The organism is Winogradskyella aurantia, assembly GCF_002266855.1.
GTDB lineage: Bacteria > Bacteroidota > Bacteroidia > Flavobacteriales > Flavobacteriaceae > Winogradskyella > Winogradskyella aurantia.
The window spans coordinates 238092-257091 of the sequence record NZ_NGJN01000002.1 but is presented as its reverse complement, the minus strand read 5'-3'; the positions used below and the strand labels follow the sequence as shown (position 1 = coordinate 257091).

The 19000-nt window shown below is 36.3% G+C and carries 17 protein-coding genes; 9 read left to right on the top strand and 8 right to left on the bottom strand.

Going from position 1 to position 19000, the window contains the following annotated elements; translation table 11 throughout:
- The 3 genes from CA834_RS04530 to dnaN all read left to right on the top strand — a co-directional run bounded on the left by CA834_RS04530 (position 1) and on the right by dnaN (position 3359).
- Positions 1-498: a hypothetical protein gene (locus CA834_RS04530; protein ID WP_094967483.1), complete on the top strand. Its 498-nt coding sequence runs from the start codon at positions 1-3 to the stop codon at positions 496-498.
- A complete protein-coding gene (gldG, locus tag CA834_RS04525) occupies positions 485-2152 on the top strand; it encodes a gliding motility-associated ABC transporter substrate-binding protein GldG (RefSeq protein ID WP_094967482.1) in 1668 nt (555 codons plus the stop codon). The genes CA834_RS04530 and gldG overlap by 14 nt, the downstream gene beginning before the upstream one ends.
- Before the next feature lie 88 nt (positions 2153-2240).
- Entirely contained in the window at positions 2241-3359 is a 1119-nt protein-coding gene (gene dnaN, locus CA834_RS04520) for a DNA polymerase III subunit beta (protein WP_094967481.1), read from the top strand.
- A gap of 97 nt (positions 3360-3456) precedes the next feature.
- Here dnaN and CA834_RS04515 read toward each other — a convergent pair whose 3' ends face one another.
- Entirely contained in the window at positions 3457-3819 is a 363-nt protein-coding gene (locus CA834_RS04515; RefSeq protein WP_094967480.1) for a DUF4870 domain-containing protein, read from the bottom strand.
- A gap of 99 nt (positions 3820-3918) precedes the next feature.
- On the bottom strand, positions 3919-4068 hold the full coding sequence (locus tag CA834_RS14630) for a hypothetical protein (RefSeq protein WP_165764752.1): 150 nt from the start codon (positions 4066-4068) through the stop codon (positions 3919-3921).
- Between the two features lie 272 nt (positions 4069-4340).
- Between CA834_RS14630 and CA834_RS04510 the strand changes: the two genes are divergently transcribed.
- Complete coding sequence (locus CA834_RS04510; RefSeq protein WP_094967479.1) at positions 4341-6098, top strand: mechanosensitive ion channel family protein; 1758 nt, start codon at positions 4341-4343, stop codon at positions 6096-6098.
- Between the two features lie 15 nt (positions 6099-6113).
- On the opposite strand, the gene CA834_RS04505 is transcribed toward CA834_RS04510, so the two are convergent.
- The 5 genes from CA834_RS04505 to CA834_RS04485 are packed head-to-tail and all read right to left on the bottom strand — an operon-like array spanning position 6114 to position 11709.
- Positions 6114-6998, bottom strand: coding sequence for a mechanosensitive ion channel family protein (locus tag CA834_RS04505; protein WP_094967478.1), 885 nt, complete (start codon positions 6996-6998; stop codon positions 6114-6116).
- A 27-nt stretch (positions 6999-7025) separates the two neighbouring features.
- Entirely contained in the window at positions 7026-8042 is a 1017-nt protein-coding gene (locus CA834_RS04500) for an META domain-containing protein (protein ID WP_094967477.1), read from the bottom strand.
- Positions 8039-9217 (bottom strand): hypothetical protein, encoded by a 1179-nt coding sequence (locus CA834_RS04495; RefSeq protein WP_094967476.1) that lies wholly within the window; start codon positions 9215-9217, stop codon positions 8039-8041. Before CA834_RS04495 ends, CA834_RS04500 begins: the two co-directional genes overlap by 4 nt.
- Positions 9218-9252: 35 nt before the next feature.
- A complete protein-coding gene (locus CA834_RS04490; RefSeq protein WP_206186843.1) occupies positions 9253-10515 on the bottom strand; it encodes a cupin domain-containing protein in 1263 nt (420 codons plus the stop codon).
- Positions 10516-10533: 18 nt separating this feature from the next.
- A complete protein-coding gene (locus CA834_RS04485) occupies positions 10534-11709 on the bottom strand; it encodes a TonB-dependent receptor (protein WP_133085450.1) in 1176 nt (391 codons plus the stop codon).
- 425 nt (positions 11710-12134) lie between these two features.
- On the opposite strand from CA834_RS04485, the gene CA834_RS04480 reads away from it, so the two are divergent.
- The 5 genes from CA834_RS04480 (at position 12135) to CA834_RS04460 (ending at position 17316) form a co-directional block, all read left to right on the top strand.
- A complete protein-coding gene (locus CA834_RS04480; protein WP_094967474.1) occupies positions 12135-12767 on the top strand; it encodes a TetR/AcrR family transcriptional regulator in 633 nt (210 codons plus the stop codon).
- A gap of 370 nt (positions 12768-13137) precedes the next feature.
- Positions 13138-13884 (top strand): SDR family NAD(P)-dependent oxidoreductase, encoded by a 747-nt coding sequence (locus CA834_RS04475; RefSeq protein WP_094967473.1) that lies wholly within the window; start codon positions 13138-13140, stop codon positions 13882-13884.
- Positions 13885-13889: 5 nt separating this feature from the next.
- On the top strand, positions 13890-14708 hold the full coding sequence (locus CA834_RS04470; protein WP_094967472.1) for an SMP-30/gluconolactonase/LRE family protein: 819 nt from the start codon (positions 13890-13892) through the stop codon (positions 14706-14708).
- 4 nt (positions 14709-14712) lie between these two features.
- Positions 14713-15945, top strand: a complete 1233-nt coding sequence (locus CA834_RS04465) for a glycosyltransferase family 2 protein (RefSeq protein ID WP_094967471.1) — start codon at positions 14713-14715, stop codon at positions 15943-15945.
- A 90-nt stretch (positions 15946-16035) separates the two neighbouring features.
- Positions 16036-17316: an ATP-grasp domain-containing protein gene (locus CA834_RS04460; RefSeq protein WP_094967470.1), complete on the top strand. Its 1281-nt coding sequence runs from the start codon at positions 16036-16038 to the stop codon at positions 17314-17316.
- Positions 17317-17485: 169 nt separating this feature from the next.
- On the opposite strand, the gene mnmE is transcribed toward CA834_RS04460, so the two are convergent.
- Positions 17486-18874, bottom strand: a complete 1389-nt coding sequence (mnmE, locus tag CA834_RS04455; protein WP_094967469.1) for a tRNA uridine-5-carboxymethylaminomethyl(34) synthesis GTPase MnmE — start codon at positions 18872-18874, stop codon at positions 17486-17488.
- Positions 18875-19000: the final 126 nt, after the last annotated feature.

Here is a 19000-nt window from a genome sequence, read left to right as displayed (position 1 = left end):
ATGGTAATAACACCTCTTTTAGTCATTTTTATGCTAGTCGTTTTTATACTCCTGTTTTTGTTTTTGAACACAGTGGATAAGCGCAAGTGGTTAACCTTTCTCATTAGCTTGGTTCTTACACCAATAGCCTATTTTTATCTGTTTTACCCATTTATCAATATCGTCGCCAATTATCATCATCAAAAATATTTCAATAGTGAGGCCTGGACAGAAAATCCTGCATTGCGTTACGAGATGATCGACCAAACCATCTCATCGGACACCTTAATTGGGATGCCAAAAAATAAAATAGAAACCCTATTAGGACCTTATGAATGGCTTTCATGGGATGAGGCTAAAAAAGCACATAATGAAAATAAATGGAATTACGGTTTGGGAATAGAGCCTGGAGCATTCACAAACAAAAGAGAATGCGTTGAAATTACCTTTAAGGATGATAAGGTGGTCGCCCTAAACCAATACGAGGAGAAAATAAGCTACGAAAATGAAGAAAAATAAATCTGTTATCTATGTTATTGCTCTTATCGTTGTGCTTATAGCTATTAATGCTATATCAACCAGTGTCTTTAAGCGTTTCGATTTAACTAAAGATAAGCGCTATACCCTTTCAGATGTATCAAAAGAACTAGTCTCAGACTTAGAAGCCCCTTTAATCATAGATGTATTTTTAGACGGTGAGTTTCCATCAGAATTTAGGCTGCTTCAGACCGAAACCAAACAGCTTATTGAGGAGTTTCAACTTCAAAGCGATAAGATTTTTGTTAACTACATTAATCCTATTGCAGACGAGGAAACACGCGATCGGAATATAAAAGAACTAACAAAATCGGGTCTTGAACCCTATATCAATACAGATAACAGTACGGGTAAAGTCACCCAAGAAATTATTTTCCCATGGGCCTTTGCGAGTTATGAGGACAAAACCATTAAAATTCCACTGTTAAAACGCAATATTACCAAAGGTCTACAGGAGCAAATCGATAACTCTGTTGAGGCCTTGGAATATGCCTTTTCAGATGGATTTAGCAAACTTACCAAAGCCAAAACCAAAACCATTGCTATTCTAAAAGGAAACGGAGAGTTAGATGATCCCTACATCGCAGATTTTCTAAAAACCGTTAAACCCTATTATAATATAGCCCCTTTTACCTTAGACAGTGTTGCGACAGATGCAATTAAAACGTTGAACAAACTAAAGCAATATGATCTTATTGTTGTTGCTAAACCTAGCGAGCCCTTTTCTGAAAATGAAAAATTGGTTCTAGACCAATATATAATGGCTGGCGGCAAAAGTCTATGGCTAACAGAATCTGTTGTAATGGATAAAGACAGTCTTTATAACGTTAGTGGATCTGCCATTTCTCTATTAAAGGATTTAAACCTTAATGATTTTTTCTTTAAATATGGCGTGCGCATCAATCCAAGCCTAGTAAAGGATTTGTTTTCCGCACCAATCATGTTAGCTATTGGTGAAGGAAGCCAAGCCCAATTACAGCCGATTCAATGGCAATATTCCCCATTGGCCGCCTCTAACCCATCACATCCCATTACCAAAAATCTCGGTTTGGTAAAATTCGATTTTACCAGTCCGATTGATACCCTAAAAAACGGTATCCACAAAACGATTTTACTTCAAAGCTCGCCGCAATCTAAACTCCAAGGTGCACCAGCAACTATTGCTTTGTCGGACGTGACCAAAGGACCGGATAAAACCACGTACAATCTAGGTCCTCAAAATTTAGCAGTACTTCTAGAAGGTGAATTTACTTCAGTTTATGATAAACGTATTTTACCCTTCAAATTTTCCGAGTTTAAATCTAAAGGGCAACCTACTAAAATGGTGGTGATTTCTGATGGTGATGTCATTAAAAACGAGGTCATTAAAAATAGACCACAGGAATTGGGATTCGACAAGGTTACAGGCGAAGCCTTTGGAAATAAGGAATTTCTTTTAAATACCGTGAATTACCTTTTGGATGATACCGGACTTATAAACATAAGGGCCAAAGAAATTGAGATAGGCTATCTAAATTTGGAAAAAGTCAAGGAAAACAGAATGAAATGGCAACTGGTAAACATCGCTCTGCCATTGTTAATTCTTGGACTGTTTGGATTTGTGTTCAATTACATCAGGAAACGAAAATACACTTAGAATTTGTTAATAAGTTTGTTTTATAAAACCCTAGTATTGGGATATATTTGTAAGACCAATTAACCTAATATTTTACTGACATTTTAGTATGAAATTCATAGTTTCGAGCACGTATTTATTAAAACAACTTCAAGTGTTGGGAGGTGTTATAAACAATAGCAACACCCTGCCTATTTTGGATAATTTTTTATTTGAATTGAACCATTCAAAACTGACTATTTCAGCAAGTGATCTGGAAACTACCATGTCGTCCACTATGGAGGTAGAAAGTGATTCTGAAGGAAGTATTGCACTTCCAGCGCGTTTAGTGTTAGACACCTTAAAAACCTTTCCAGAACAACCCTTAACTTTTGTTGTTGAAGACAATAACACTGTTGAAATAAGTTCTAACCATGGTAAATATGCTTTGGCCTATGCGGATGGTAACGAATTTCCAAATCCGGTTTCGGTTGAAGATGCTAGTACCACAACCATAATGGGAGATGTATTAGCAACAGCTATTAGCAAGACCATTTTTGCGGCAGGCAACGATGATTTACGACCAGTTATGAGTGGTGTGTTCTTCCAATTTTCGCAAGATAATTTAACCTTTGTGGCTACAGATGCCCATAAATTGGTAAAATATACAAGAGAGGATGTCAGTGCTTCGGAATCAGCCGAATTTATAATGCCAAAAAAACCATTGAATCTACTGAAAGGTATATTGGCAGGTAGTGACGATGATGTTCTTGTAGAATACAATGAGTCCAATGCTAAATTCACATTTCATGACTCTGTATTGATATGTCGTTTAATTGATGGCAAATATCCTAATTACGAAGCTGTTATCCCTAAGGAAAACCCAAATAAATTAGTCATAGATAGAACACAATTCTTAAATTCCGTAAGGCGCGTCAGCATCTTTTCTAATAAAACAACACATCAAATTCGACTAAAAATTGCAGGGGCAGAACTTAATATTTCTGCGGAAGATATAGATTACAGCAACAAAGCCGAGGAGCGCTTGTCTTGTGATTATCAAGGCGACGACATGCAGATTGGGTTTAATTCGCGTTTTCTAACCGAAATGATAAATAATCTCAACTCCGATAATGTTCAGTTAGAAATGAGCCTGCCAAACAGAGCCGGTATTTTAACACCAATAGATGGATTAGATGAAGGTGAGCATGTTACCATGCTCGTCATGCCGGTGATGCTGAACAACTAGTCTTAAAAATATACGATTATAAAAAAGGCTCGCTAAAAATAGCGAGCCTTTTGTCTTTACCTCTTGTAATACTGACATGTTTCAGTATATAAATAAACTAACTAACAAAATTAAGAGATAATGGATAGCTAGGTAATTCGCCATTACTAGCCTTTATACCATTTACTATTGGCATAACAAAAGCAAGAATACCTATAAGAATTAAGGTTAATATACCCAACCCAAAAACAAAAATTAGGGGGATACTAATAATTGAATACACTATAATGCTCAATTGAAAATTCAAAATAGATTTTCCATGGGCATCCATACCCTCAACATTGTCCTTTTGCGTCGCCCATATTACTAAGGGCACAATAAGTCCGCCAAAACCTGTAAGATAGGTTAGTAATTGTGCCAAGTGAGTAATGACTATCAATTGATTGTCTCTTCTTTTAAAAGTGTGATAATTAGATTCCATTGTCGTAATATCTTTACATATATAGGACGTTGAAAATAAAAAAACGTTACAAAAAAAAGAGCACAAATCTAGTGCTCCTATAAAATGAATCGATTGCGATTAGTTCTCCTCTTTTTCCTTTTTGCCTTTTCCGCTGAGCATGAAGTTTACTAAAACCCCAATTAGAATAACGCAAACCAGAGCAAAAACAGAAATCATTATAACACCATTGCTCCAGTCGTACATCAAGGCTATTAATACATTAATCATATTGTAATAGTTTAATTTACACTAACAAAATTACCTTAATTAAAAAAAAAGAAATATGATAAATGTCATTTCCAAAACTTTTATTTCGTGACAACATTGATAGATGTCTCATTGAATTAATTCTTCAAAAAAATCAAAATGCGTGAAGGTCAATTATTCTAAAAAAAATAGTGTAATTAGATAATTCTTTAGTCAAGTTCGTTGCCCTTACACCTTGACATTATTCCCATTTTCACTATCTTTCTGAAACAAACCTAAAAGCAACCTTATCTATGAATAAAAGAATCACCTTAGTCGCTATTGTGATTTGTTTTTTCAATTTACAACTCTTAAGCGCTTATCAAATTGTACCAACTCCTAAGGCAGATACCACTGCAATAGATTCAAATAAGAGTTCTGTCGATATTCTTGGCCGATCAAATCCAAAAGGCACAGTAGAAGGTTTTCTAAAAGCTTTGGCGCAAGAAAACTTTATTAATGCCGCTCAATACTTAGATTTTTCAGAGACCAATATAGGTGTTATTGATTCTTCGTCTATTCCTACGGTTAAAAATATAGAAGTGGTACTCAATAAATTTGGCAATATGCTTCCCGTGAGTATCATTAACAATACGCCAAGTGGTGATTTAAACGATGGTTTAGATCCTAATTTTGAGAGCATTGGAAGTATAAAAATCAATGATAAAACCTTATCGGTTTTACTAGAACGAAGCACCAAGAGTAAGGATAACCCCATATGGCTTTTTTCTGCCGAAACCACGAAACAACTGGTTACCTTTATTAATTCTTCAGCTTTTTCAAATCTGCAAAGTCCTATTCCAGAAAGTTTTCTTGAAGGTAAATGGAAAGGTGCACCATTATTTGACTGGATAGCCATACTTGTTCTTGCCTTTGCTTCATATATGTTGGCATGGCTTATAACCATCCTTATCAAACTCTTTGTTCGTGCTGTCTGGTCTGGCTCTAAAGAAAGTAAATACAGTAAATTTCTGCGCGCTTTATTAATTCCATTGCGCTTGGTTATCGCTGTTGCTATTTTGGTAAATACGACACAATTTCTTGGACTTTCAATTGTGGTAAGGCAAACTTTTAGTTATGTCAATATTATTGCTATGTGGACAGCCTTATTCATTTTTATTTGGCTATTAATTGACACGTTTTCTGCCATAGGGGAAGAGCGCCTCCGCGAGCGAAATATATTCAGTGGTTTGTCTGCTGTATCTTTTTTAAAGAACAGTGCCAAGTTTACACTGATATTAATTGCAATTCTAATCATTTTTGAAACGCTTGGCTTTAATGTGACGGCTGGTATTGCAGCCTTGGGTGTAGGTGGTATTGCTTTAGCTCTAGGTGCACAAAAAACGGTAGAAAATATCGTAGGTGGCCTATCCGTAATTTTTGATCAGCCCGTTGCCGTTGGCGATTTCTGTAAATTTGGTGATACAGTTGGTACGGTAGAAAAAATTGGAATGCGCTCAACTAGGATAAGAACCTTAGGACGCACTTTAGTTACCATTCCGAATGCTGAATTCTCCTCCCAGCTTATAGAAAATTACGCCAAGCGCGATATGTTCTTATTCCTTACTACACTGGGTCTACGCTATGAGACGTCCTCGGACCAAATGCGCTATATTCTAGTGGAACTACGAAAGATACTTTATGCACATCCTAAGGTTGACCCAGAGCCGGCACGTGTGCGCTTTTTAGGCTATGGCAGCGATTCCCTTAAGGTAGAAATCTTCGCTTATGTTCGCGCTGTAGATTGGAACGACTATCTGGGCGTTCAGGAAGATATAAATCTAAGAATCGCTAAGGTTATAGAAGATAGCGGCAGTGGTTTTGCTTTTCCTTCCCAAACAGTCTATATTTCCCAAGATCCGGGCTTGTCTGAAACCAAAAAAGCAGAAGCTGAAGCTAAGGTTAAGGAATGGATGGAAAACAACGAACTTCAAATACCTAGTTTTGATAGTAAGACCATTGAGTCCTTAAAGAACACCTTAACTTATCCCCCAAATTCAGAAAAAAGTTAAGATTTGGTAATTGACTTATTCTTGTTGTTTCGGAAATGCCGTAATTTCAAAAGCAGCTGAAGCAACTTCCATACGACCTTGGGAATTTAGTACGGCCAACAGCACTTTTTCGTAAATTTTATCTTTGGTAGTTCCTCTCATTTTGTAATCCACTACATAACGCAAGGTAAAGGTAATCCAATTTTCATCGAATTTCATTAACACAAAGGGGTCTACCCTGGCATCTTCAACCATATACTTTTCGGTCATTTTGAGCCAGTAATGCTTGGCCTCCTGTGCAAATTCCCCTTGAATATCAAATAAAATCTCCAAGAATTTTTCCTTGGCATATTCAAAATCTCCATTGGTTTTTATAGGTACTTGAATCTCGTCCCATAGAAATGGGAAATCACCAGAATAGTTGTGCACTGGAGCCTTAAAAATAAAACTGTTAGCCACTTTAGTGATTCTACCATTATAACGATCACCATCAATCCAATCACCAGTTTCCATTAAGGATGTTCTAAGAAGACCTACATCAATGACATCACCTTTTATCCCTCCAAGTAAGACCCTATCACCAACTTTGAAGAAATTGGAAGAATGCAAGACTAGATAGCCTGCAAAACTTGCTATGACCTCCTGAAATGCAAAAGCAACACCTGCACCAGCAACACCTAAGACCACGCTTAATGCAGACAGCTGATTACTGAAGACCACAAGAGCTACGGTAATGGCTGCGATATACCCTAAGATATTTACGAATTTCCTGGCTCTGTACCTTGAGCTGGCATCTGGTATATGCCTTGGAATAATTCGCTTTACAATGAATGAAATAAAGGCAATAATAACGATGGCTATCAGCAAGGATATAATACTCTTACCTAAATTACTTTTTAAGAATTCAAAAATATGATTCATTTTTATATGGCCTTTTTTAGGTTATTCTTAATCTGTCTTTAAAAAAGCTAGGACTTCATTCCCATCTTTATCAGTAAAAATCAAAAGCTGATTGTCAAATTCATAACTATTAATTTTTGACAGCGCTTCATTATAGCGTTGTGGCACATCCATATCTGGACACATTTTTCGGGTTGACCCAATGCCACCTAAGGTGATAATCTCCTCATTTAGCTCTAATATAGTACCAAAATAGTTATTACAACCGTCTGTACCAAATACCTTCATGTCACCCACATTAACCTCTAATTTTGGCACTTCCACCATTCTGTTAATGGGATTACCCTCTATTCTTACGGCAGCCCAAATATCATTTATTCTAGTAGTGTTTTTAGACTTGTCCATCCTTTTAAATACGAGTTCCTTATTTCTATCCTTACTGTATAAATGAAGTTTATCATCTTTAATTTTATATGCTGCTGTTTCCCTTAAAGCAGCCAAGTACTTATCTTCAAGAGCTTGGTGCTCACACAAACGCAAGGTGCTTAGAAGCTCTCCAAAACTTAATGTTTCAATACCCAATTGCGTAATAGAACCCTTATAGGAATTACAGCCTCCATTACCGTAAATTGTTTTATCCGAAATATGGATTGACAGTGCAGGGACAACACTGTCTTGCGGAATAAGTTCATTATCAATAGACTGAACATACCACTCTCCAATTAAATGTCCTCTATTGTCTGGTTTTTGTTCTAATACTTTCACAAGCTTATAGTTTAAACTTGAAGCATCTGCGGGTAATGGGTCTTCTTTTTGGGTTACCAAAACTTCAATCTTTTGGAGGACCCCTTTTTTAAATTCGAAACCTTCAATTTCACTGTAGAAGTTTTCCCAATTGTCATCATTTGCTTTAGTTTCCTTGCAAATCATCACGCACTCTGATTTACCGGCACCATTGTCACACGAGGATTTAATGCCACTGACCCAGAACACTTCAGTAGAGGATTTGTTGTTTGCACAAGAAAATACGACCAAACATAGTAACCAACCAATTACTAATTTCATTTAGATTGCGATTTAGATTTTTGTTTTCCAATAAGATACCCGATATAAAACGGCAACCCCAGGACTACTATGAATAAAAGTATGAAATAAAGAATTAAACTACCTAAGGTATCACCGATACTGTCAAAGGCGGTTTTTATACCTTCATCTACCAACGTATCCGCTTTTTCAGTTAAGGCTACACGTTCGCGCTTTATTATCGAATCTAAGGCTATACGTTCCCGTGATAACATACTGTCCACCGACGTTAAATCTTCCGATAAACTCTCCATGGCCAAACCTATCTCGTAATTAAGGCCACTGAACAATGGACTAATGTTGTTTCTAAACTCCATAATGGCGGCTTTAATGGTCTCTGGTGAATCTTCTGCAACCACTATGAGGCGTTCAAATTGACGATCAATTTCAGCCATTTTGGCTTCAAAATCCATGGAGTCTATACCCCTTTTCTTTAGGAGCATTTCTGCTTTCCAATTAAGTCGCTTACCAGAAGCATCAGAATAATATCCAAATCGGTTGGTGGCATCCGCCACGACTTCGGAGAGGGTTCCAACGGTTTGTACGGCCGTACTATCCGGTATCTCCTTAAATTTTAAATAGGACTCCCTAATCGATTTATGTTTAAACTCCTGTTGCAGTAAAAGTGGTGTGTTGTTGGCATAGTCCTCCACGAAGGCCTTAATCTTTTGGAAATCATTTTTAGGTAGAACACTAGCCGCTATGCGTTCGATACCGTCTATATTCTGATCAACGGCATCTAATGCGATGGTTTTATAAGAGCCAAAAACAGGCTCTAATTTGGGATTTTGAAGGGATTGCTTGACTTCTAAAAAGTAAGACCATGTATCCATAAGTGCAATTCTAGGCTCGGTTTGAAAACTCAATTTTCCTAGTTCCTCAGAGGTTTGAATTTTCCAATACAAGGTATTGATTTGGATATCCTTGTTGTCAACAGCCAATTTGGCTATACTATCAGCGGCGAGTTCTACCCTATCCATGGCAGTCTGGGCATAGTTCTGGGTGAGTAGTCTTGTGTTTAGCTCACGAGTGCCTAGTGGTTTTTGCTCGCTTTCTATTTTTACAAGGGAGCATGATGAAAGAAGGGTAATAACAGTAACAGTGATAAGAGTTCTAACACTGAGTATTGGATTTTGTAATGTGGGATGTGATTTCACTTAAAATTAAATTCTACAATCTAAAAAGCACGAATTTAAAATTTCAACTTCGTTAATTGGCATTGTATTTTTTTTCCTCTTACTGCAGGTGTATTTGGCTCATCTGCACATTCACACAGTTTGGTTGTACCATAATCATTAGCTCGTTCATTAGCATCTGATCTTGCCCAGACAGTAACCAAAGCACTTTCTTCTGGATTACTTTCACAATCTCCATCTACTTCAAATGCATGTATAGTATTTTCGTGAAAATACACCAACGGCTCCCGATCGTAGGCCGAACTTGCCCACATCGCGTGCTCATTGGGAGCGCCAGCATCGAATTGAATAACACGTTCGTTTGACGATTCAGAAACCGTAATAACATGCTCATTATTATCCCTAACAGCAAAGGTTTTGAACTGATTTACACAAGCTGGCTGGCGCATGGTATAATACAATTCCGAAATAGCGTGGTTGTGATACGGATATAAGGTATTAACTGATTGTACCACCATACCTACCTCTGCACCAACTTTTACGCCATTAATTTCGTCTATTCGCAGTAAGCCCCAATGACCAAGTATTTCGGCATAGGCATAACCGCCTCTTACATTGTCGAAATTTCGTTTGTTACGTTCGCTCTCCTCGGCGTACATTGGAAACCAACCAACAGAAGCCCATAAGTTTGGTAACGATCTAGCGCTGACATCATATGGAAAATTTGGTGGTGTTTTTACGTCATCGCTTGTTACCATTTTAAAGAAATTATCGGTAAAGGATTTTCCATAGGCCTTAACTTCTGGGTCCGTGACCTTGGTATCAAAAAACTGTTTAAAAGTGGTGCGCTTCAACCATTGGGCCACCTCAGACCTTGCTTCGAGTTCACCTCCAGGACTATAAATCCAATCTACATCTTCACGGGCTGCAAAACATTTTTTCGCCTCGTCTGGATTTGCAAGTATTTGATAAATATGCTTTACCAATAATTGCATGTCACGGCGGTCCATGACACACATTTTCTTAAAGCCATCTACCGTTTCATAGGTGGCTTCATCAGAATTAATACATTTACTTCCTTCTGGGGCAGTAGTTAAGGCCACAGCATAGGCTTCTAAATATTTTAGGGATTCTTCCCAGAGTATATCGATATACTTCTGTTCCTGCTTACTATACTTTACCTTTTTCTCTAGACATTTACATTCTACATCTTTTAAATCTTCTGGATTTATAAAGTCAGGGATGTCTTGTGCGTAACTTACGTTAATTAAAACAGCTGTTGTTAACGTAATGAGGGATTTAATTGTATTGCTTATCATTTTACTTAGTTTTTATTCTTAAAAATACCATTGGATTGAAAAATTATATCTAAACTCCCAATCATTGGGATTAATTGAACCGGAACCTAAACCACTATTGGCTTGTGAATCATTAAACCACCACGCATTTTGTGCGGCCATAAAATCAAACCATAAATAAAACGGACCAGCCTGTAAAACTGCCCCAGGATTAAATAATTTTGAATCATTAAAACTCGACTCATCTTTCCAAACATGGCTGTATTCTATATAGGCATTAAACTTATCAAACAACCACCAATCTATATCCCATAAGCGCCTTACACCACCTACAAAGGTTGTAGCCTTAGCTGCTACCAAGCGCTGATCTGAGAAGAATCCCATTAATACCGTATTGTCATCGACACCATCAGGATTATTAGGATTGAATTCATAACGTGTGCCTTGCGCATAGAAGTTCCAGTTGTTATAATAGCCCACATAATGGAGTGCTGCAGCCCAGCGGTCGCCATCATCTTCTACTAACTGATTTTTAATTTCACCTAATTCACCAGACAATCCGAACTCTGTTGAATTATTGGAGCCCTCATTTTCAAATTTATACGCTAAACGAACATTTATTTGGTTTCGCTCAAAATTTTGTTGGTCACCACTAGTAATTAAATCGGGAGCCCATCGATTTGTGGCAGTGGGATCATTGTACTCTTCGTTACGGTAGTAAGCTAACTGAAAGTCAAAGCCATTACGATTATAGATATAGTGCAGCCCTGCATCATGATCGGCCTCTAGACCTAAGTAATAATTTAAAGAATACCAAAAGCTAGATGATATAGAAGGCATAGCACCAAAGGGACTTTGAGTAATTCCATAACGAATTTCATGGTGGTCATCTATTTCTAAACCAAACCACATATGATGGAGTGCAAACTGGTAGCTCCACCACCTGGCCTGTGCTGAAAACGTTAATTTTGATTCGTTATTAAGACCGTGCTCGCCTGTTACCGATAATCTAAATTGATCGAAATAAAATCCACGTTGATTGGCATTATTATCTTGTTGCCAATCTTGAAATGCAGATCGCATCCATAAGGCACCACCTAAGGTGAAATGTGTTTCAGGACCAATATTTACATCAATTCCTTGTCCTGGAATCGTGTCTTTTGGATTGAGAATATTTTCTTCTTGGCTGAACGTTACCTGGATGCAAAGAAACATGAAGAAAAGTCTGAAAAATGGTTTTAAGCCCATAGGATTAATCGGTTTTGGCGGTTATTTTAAATTGTCTTGGATATAATTTTGCATGTAATTTTTACTTATACAGGCTTTATTGAAATTTTGAAACAGGGCTACAAACTTTGGTCAAAAAACTATAGAACACATAATTAGTGCTATCTTTAGTCACTAGAATCATAAAGTCTTATGATAGGCTTTAAAATCGTCTAAAACACATAGTGCTTTTGCACCAATCAATCAAAACATATCACTTGAATATTCCAATGAACGCCCTGGATAAAAAAAATAGAACGGCAATATGTATCTATTTTTTTTTGTTCGTTATACTCGTAAAAATAAAAAAAAGTTTTTTTTATTTTGTCAGTTATAGGTATTTATTTTATAATTAGGTTAAATGCATTATTCTTATGTACACTAAAGGGGAGTTGACTAAGCAAAATATCGTTAAGGCTGTCAATCAATTGTTTAATGAAAAGGAAATGCTTCCTTCTTGGGATGATTTGGCATCTGAGCTCAAAATTAACAGGAGTAGGATTACTAATTATTTTCCAAAAAAAGAATTACTGATTCTTGCCATTTACTTAGAGTTTGAAGAAAATTTAAAAATGCTTATTGAAAAGCAAGGATACACTGAACAAATCGAGAATTTTAGTGCTCTGAAAGAATATTACTCTGATATTATGGATTTACTGTTTGATTACAGATTTGCTATATCATATGTTTTGGTAAATCCAAATAATGATGAAGACCTTAATAATCACATCAGTACTACTTATAAAAATAACAAGTTAAGACTATATCAAAGAGTTGAACATCTTGTTAATGCAGGATTGGTCAGCAAAAAACTATTAGATGAGAATCAATTTAAACCTTTTGCCTTTCAGCATACCAATATACTAACCACTTGGATTATTAGCTACAGACTCTATGATAGGCACCTTGAATTCTCTGAGATTAAACCTATATATTTAAAAGGAGTTCTCTTATGCTACTTTCCCTTTCTATCTGAAAAAGGTAAAAAAGAAATAGGCAGCCTTTAAAGTCCTTTTGCCGTTTAATCTTTTTTTACAATTACTCCGTTTAAGCAAGATGTTGCAACTTAAGCCACGTAGTCAATTAGTTGTAATTAGCATAAATACCCATTAGGACTACAAACCATCCAAATCCCTTTTCATATTTAATAGGCAGTTCTGGAAACCAATTAAACCTCAAAATCAAAAAGGCCACAAATGTTGGGTTTTGACAAATTTTATTTCATGCAAGGTTTAAAATACACAAGGTATTTTTAGCGTGTTGCCTAGATATTCAATAACGTAGAACGAGTTAAAAAACCTTTTATAGAAAAAAAATGATTTCAGTTGAAATTTTAACTAGCTTCACATCCAATAATGCGCTCTAATCAACGACTGAATGAAGACTGTAATGTTATTAGGAGGCACCAAAGGTGTCGGATTTGAAATTTTAAAATCTTGTGTTAGCAAGGGGTATGCAGTTGCTTTTTGTGGTCGGAATAAAGCAGAAGGACAACAGATCTTAAAATCACTTGGTGCTGAAGACAGACTATACTTTCATGAACTAGATTTAAATTCTAACACAGGACTAAAGGATTACTATGACGGTACCATTGAAAAATTCAAATCTATTGATTCTCTAATTGTATATGCGGGTATAACACCTTTCTCTCCGATTCTAGACATAGATGAAGAAACTTATGACAGCGTCTTCAATGTTAATTTAAAAGCACCTTTTTTTCTTTTAAAATATGTATTAAAATCAATGATTGAGCAGAACTCTGGTTCAATTGTATTTTTTGGATCAGCGCATATGGAATGTGGTGAACAAGACAGGACTGCATATGCTTTAACCAAAGGTGCCTTAAATCAATTATCAACTCATATTGCGAGGCATTATTCAAAATATGGCATCCGTTCGAATTACTTGATTATGGGCTGGACAAATACGGAAGGTGAGATTACATTAAGACAAGAAGCGGGAGTTTCAGAGGAAGCCCTAAAATCTCAAATTGAAGAAAGTATTCCTATGGGTAGAATGTTAAATCCTACAGATCCAGTACCTATGGTAATGCATTTGATATCGGATGACTCCTTGATGACTACAGGTTCCATTATTCGAGTTACAGGCGGTCAATACATTTAATTTATATGGAGCCAAAACTTATCTTTTATTCCAATTCTCAATTACTAGAAGGACCAAGATTTGACTTAGAGCATAACCTTCTCTATTTTGTTTCAATACTCGATTACTTGGTGTATTGCTACAATCCAGAAACTCAAGAAATACTGAGTATTAACTTAAAATCACCTGCAAGTTGCGTATTTATACTTGATTTCAAAATTATTTTAGTGGCCACTAAAAACGGATTCTACGAGGTTAATTTTAATACCTTAAGTAGCAAACAAAAGTTTCAGATTGACATTCCCGAAAATGTGAGATATAATGATGGCATAGAAGACCCTAAAGGTCGAATCATTATTGGTACCATGGGCTTCCCTGAGGTGAAGGAAAACGTTGGCAAGGTATTCTCATATCATCAAGGTAGCTATAAGACTCTTATTGACCATACGACCATTTCCAATGGATTGGCCTTCTCACTAGACCAGAAATTCCTTTATTTTATAGATACCCCAACAAAAAAAGTAGCTCGATATTTTTATGATATAGACACTGGTGTTGCTAAATTTGATACCTATGTCATTGAATTTAAAGCAGAAGGTGCCCCAGACGGTATGTGCATGGATAACAAAGGCATGTTGTGGATTGCGGAATGGAATGGTGGATGTGTTTCAAATTGGAATCCTATAAATGGCCATAAAATTCAGGAACGTAAACTGCCCTGTCCTAACGTAACTTCTTGCTGTTTTGATAAATATGGAAATCTATATGTTACAACAGCCAAGTCCGAATCTGAAACTGATGCATATGGTGGCGGTTTATTTTATATTGAATTAACTAACAATTGAATCTATGGGTGCCGTTAAAATAAGTGTGATTGTTCCTATTTACAGGATAGAAAACTACTTGCCAAAGTGTATTGATAGTGTTTTACAACAATCCTTTTTAGACTTTGAATTGATTTTGGTAGATGATGGCAGTCCAGATAATTGTCCTAAGATTTGTGATGACTATGCAAAGAAAGATTCAAGAATAAAAGTAATACACAAGCAAAACGGAGGGCTTTTAAGTGCTAGGAAAGCTGGTTTAAAAAAAGCTCAGGGCAAATACATTTCTTTTGTTGACGGTGATGATTGGGTAGATAAATTTTATTTGGACACTCTTTTTAAACTAGCAGAAGCCAATGATTCTGATTTGGTCATAACAGGGCATTTCAGGGAGTTTGATGGTAAAATTGAAACTATAAAGCCAAAAACAGCTGGCATTTATAACGAGAAAGACCTCAAAACATCCATAATTCCAAATGCCATATACAACGGTGAGTTTTGCGCCCATGGCATATCAACCTATGTATGGAATAAGCTTTTTAAAAGAGCATTGCTGTTTTCTATACTAATGGATGTGCCCAACGACATTGTTATGGGAGAGGATGCAGCCATAACGTATTCCTATCTAGCTATTTCAAAAAGTCTTGTGGTTAGTAAAATACCACTTTACTATTATAGACAGCGTCACGATTCTATTGTCAAGTCTGTTGAAAATCCTAAAATGGAATATTACAGATTAGGCTTACTGATGCATTTTTTAAAGGTAAAAATGAGTCATGTACTAGATGACCAAGTCTTAAATAGCCAGTTAAAGTGTTATTTATACTCACAAATTTTGGTGCGATCCGGCGGGTTAATTTTAGATAGTGCAGGAGACGTTTTCTTTAATCCATTTCTAAAGGTGAAACGCAATTCAAAAGTTGTCGTATATAGCTCTGGCTCTTTCGGTCAACATATTTTATCAACCAATGTCAAAGCTAACTTTTTTAAAGTCATCAAATGGATAGACGTAGATTATCACGATTTAAATATTGGTGGCAACTCGGTATTACCCATTAGTTCTATCACAAATACCGAATTTGATTTTTTAATAATAGCCACAATAAATCCATCGACCCACAACTCTATTAAGCAAGAATTGGGATTAATGGGAATTGATGACACTAAAATTGTAAAAATTGATACCGATAAGAAGCGCATCGATGAACTTTTAAAAGCTTTAGGGTTTAAAGAAAACTTTTTATTTAAGGACAATTAAATTTAAACAAATCATCCATAATTAGGGTTAAAGAGAAAGGATGTTAACCTTTTTATGGAATTATAAGAAACTAATAACTAGTTCAAAATCATGTTGAAAAAACTTATTATTCTTGGTGGCAATCCAGAAACCGCAGTTTTAGTTGATACGGCAAAAGCAATGGGGGTTTATACCATTGTTATTGACATGAGTCCAGATTCGCCCGCAAAACGTCACGCAGACAAAAGTTACGACTTGGATGTTTTTAAGGTGGACGAGGTCGTGAAAATTGCCTTAGACAATAAGGTCGATGGCGTCTTGGTTGGGGTTGCCGATATCCTAGTAAAACCCTATAAGGATATCTGCGACCGACTCAACCTACCTTGCTATGCTACTGAAAAAGCTGTTGAAGCCTTTTGTAGTAAAGACGGATTTAAACGATATTGCATCAAACATCACATTCAGGATATACCAGGTATTTATATAGACGATATTTCTAAGGCCACTGATTCAGAAAATATTAAATTACCTGTAATGATAAAACCTGTTGATAATGGCGGAGGAGTTGGCATGAAGATTTGCAGGGACGAAAGCGACCTTGAGGACTCCATTAAAACAGCTTTGAAATTTTCAAAAAAAGGTGTGGTTTTGGTTGAACGTTATATGGATTGCGATGATATGGCCGCCTATTACACCTTTAGAAATGGTGTTCCCTATCTCTCAGCAATATCGGATAGATTCACAACTAAAAAGCAAGGTGATTCCAGTCCTGTTTGTATAGGGGCGATTTTCCCATCTAAATATACAGATGCTTTTGTTAAAACGGTACACCCTCAATTGTGTAACTTGTTTAAAGATCTAGAAGTTAAAAATGGCGTTCTTAATATTCAGTTTTTTGTTGAAAACGGCGAATTCTATGCCTATGATCCAGGATTCCGCTTACAAGGTGAAGCTCCACATATACCAATAGCACATATCAATGGGTTTGACCATAGGAAAATGCTGGTCAATTTTGCGTTGACCGGGGTTTTTGGATCAGACGATTTTGCCGATAAAAACGACTACATGTTCAAGGGAAATATTGCCTGCACCATATGGGTTCTTTTGAAAGACGGCCAAATCGATGTTGTTGAAGGCTTAAAAGAGATAAAGTCGGATGAGAATGTAATTTTTGTTTTGGACAGGTTTAAAGCTGGCGATGTTGTTGAGCCTAAAATGTTAGGCACTGAAAAACAAGTATTTTCAAGAATTTATGTCGTAGGTAATACTGTAGCAACAATAAACAACAAAATCATTCAGTTCAAATCCCTATTAAAAGTTAAGGACACTAATAATGAGGATATGATTCTTGAGTGGTTAAAGCCTTTTGACACTAACAATTACAGTAATTAAAAGCCTTAGGAGGTGAATTCTACTTTCTTTGGATAGGGGGTTTAAATTAACCCATTTAAGAATTTATCATCCAATCTAAGACCAAACAAGACCTTTCGTCGTTGCTCTGTTTTCATTGGAAATCCCATTTGATGAGATTTTTTTAGTAGAAGTAATTGTATTTGACAAGTTACTTCCCGATACAAAAATTAGCGAAAATATTACCCAATAAATCATCCGTCGTAATCTCACCTGTAATTTCACCAAAGTGATACAAGGCTTGGCGAATATCTATGGCCAGTAAATCTCCAGACAACCCAGTTTCCAAACCTTCCTTGACTTTTTGGATTTCCTCAAATGCCTTTAAAAGGGCGTCGTAGTGTCGTGTATTGGTAACAATTGTGTCGTTATTTCTTAAAGCTCCCGTATTAATTAAGCCTAATAATGCATTGGTTAGTTGCTCTACCCCAAATCCCGTTTTAGCAGATAAAAGCAAAACATCCGCAATGGTGTTATTAATTTCCGCCAGTTGGATATCCTCCAGCGTATCAATCTTATTGGCTATAACCAACAAAGGTTTTTGAGGGTATTTATTTCTAATCTTCTCTATTTCAATTCTTACATCTTCAAGATTGCCTATATTCTTCTGCGCATCAAAGAGGTATATAGTGACTTGCGATTGTTCTATTTTCTCAAACGTCTTTTTAATCCCAATACTTTCAACCACATCTTGCGTTTCCCGTATGCCCGCCGTATCAATAAATCGAAATCCAATACCTCCTATCGAGATTTCATCTTCAATAGTATCTCTAGTGGTACCAGCGATTTCAGAAACGATGGCTCTGTCTTCATTTAGTAAAGCATTTAAAAGCGTTGATTTACCGACATTTGGCTCTCCTACTATAGCCACAGGAATACCATTTTTAATCACATTACCCACAGCAAAAGAATCAATCAATCGTTTTAAGACAAATGCGATACGCTCAATTAACTGTTTAAATTGTGTTCTATCGGCAAACTCAACGTCTTCTTCAGCAAAATCCAGCTCCAGCTCAATCAAAGAGGCAAAATTCATCAGCTCTTCCCTGAGTTGCGCAATTTCAGAAGAAAAACCACCACGCATTTGCTGCATTGCGATTTGATGTGCCGCTTCGTTATCACTAGAAATTAAATCGGCAACAGCTTCAGCTTGGCTCAAATCAAGTTTTCCATTTAAAAAAGCCCTTAAGGTAAACTCTCCAGCCGTGGCCATGCGACAACCTGCTCTTAAGAACAGTTGAATAATTTCTTGTTGAATATATAACGAACCATGACATGAGATTTCAACAACATCTTCCCCGGTATAAGAATTGGGATTTTTAAAGACCGAAACCAAAACCTCATCAAGCACTCTGGTACCATTTATAATATGTCCCAAATGAATAGTATGTGTAGCCTGCTTTCTTAAATCCTTTTGAGATACCGATTTGAAATGTTTGGATACTAAAGAAATTGAAGACTCGCCTGAAAGTCTTATCACAGCTATTGCCCCACTACCTGATGGTGTAGCAAGTGCAATTATAGTGTCTGTATGTGTCATAGTTAAAGGCGTTTTTGCAAAGGTATTGTAAAAAACATCATTGCTATTAATTTTAGATTTAAGATTTAATTTACATCTTTAAGGAATCTAGTTAAATTCTAGTCTTTATATTTGTAAGTCAGAATT

Coding starts and splice junctions, on each gene's coding strand:
- CA834_RS04530 (WP_094967483.1), top strand. CDS start 1: ATGGTAATAACACCTCTTTTAGTCATTTTTATGCTAGTCGTTTTTATA.
- gldG (WP_094967482.1), top strand. CDS start 485: ATGAAGAAAAATAAATCTGTTATCTATGTTATTGCTCTTATCGTTGTG.
- dnaN (WP_094967481.1), top strand. CDS start 2,241: ATGAAATTCATAGTTTCGAGCACGTATTTATTAAAACAACTTCAAGTG.
- CA834_RS04515 (WP_094967480.1), bottom strand. CDS start 3,819: ATGGAATCTAATTATCACACTTTTAAAAGAAGAGACAATCAATTGATA.
- CA834_RS14630 (WP_165764752.1), bottom strand. CDS start 4,068: ATGATTAATGTATTAATAGCCTTGATGTACGACTGGAGCAATGGTGTT.
- CA834_RS04510 (WP_094967479.1), top strand. CDS start 4,341: ATGAATAAAAGAATCACCTTAGTCGCTATTGTGATTTGTTTTTTCAAT.
- CA834_RS04505 (WP_094967478.1), bottom strand. CDS start 6,998: ATGAATCATATTTTTGAATTCTTAAAAAGTAATTTAGGTAAGAGTATT.
- CA834_RS04500 (WP_094967477.1), bottom strand. CDS start 8,042: ATGAAATTAGTAATTGGTTGGTTACTATGTTTGGTCGTATTTTCTTGT.
- CA834_RS04490 (WP_206186843.1), bottom strand. CDS start 10,515: ATGATAAGCAATACAATTAAATCCCTCATTACGTTAACAACAGCTGTT.
- CA834_RS04485 (WP_133085450.1), bottom strand. CDS start 11,709: ATGTTTCTTTGCATCCAGGTAACGTTCAGCCAAGAAGAAAATATTCTC.
- CA834_RS04480 (WP_094967474.1), top strand. CDS start 12,135: ATGTACACTAAAGGGGAGTTGACTAAGCAAAATATCGTTAAGGCTGTC.
- CA834_RS04475 (WP_094967473.1), top strand. CDS start 13,138: ATGAAGACTGTAATGTTATTAGGAGGCACCAAAGGTGTCGGATTTGAA.
- CA834_RS04470 (WP_094967472.1), top strand. CDS start 13,890: ATGGAGCCAAAACTTATCTTTTATTCCAATTCTCAATTACTAGAAGGA.
- CA834_RS04465 (WP_094967471.1), top strand. CDS start 14,713: ATGGGTGCCGTTAAAATAAGTGTGATTGTTCCTATTTACAGGATAGAA.
- CA834_RS04460 (WP_094967470.1), top strand. CDS start 16,036: ATGTTGAAAAAACTTATTATTCTTGGTGGCAATCCAGAAACCGCAGTT.
- mnmE (WP_094967469.1), bottom strand. CDS start 18,874: ATGACACATACAGACACTATAATTGCACTTGCTACACCATCAGGTAGT.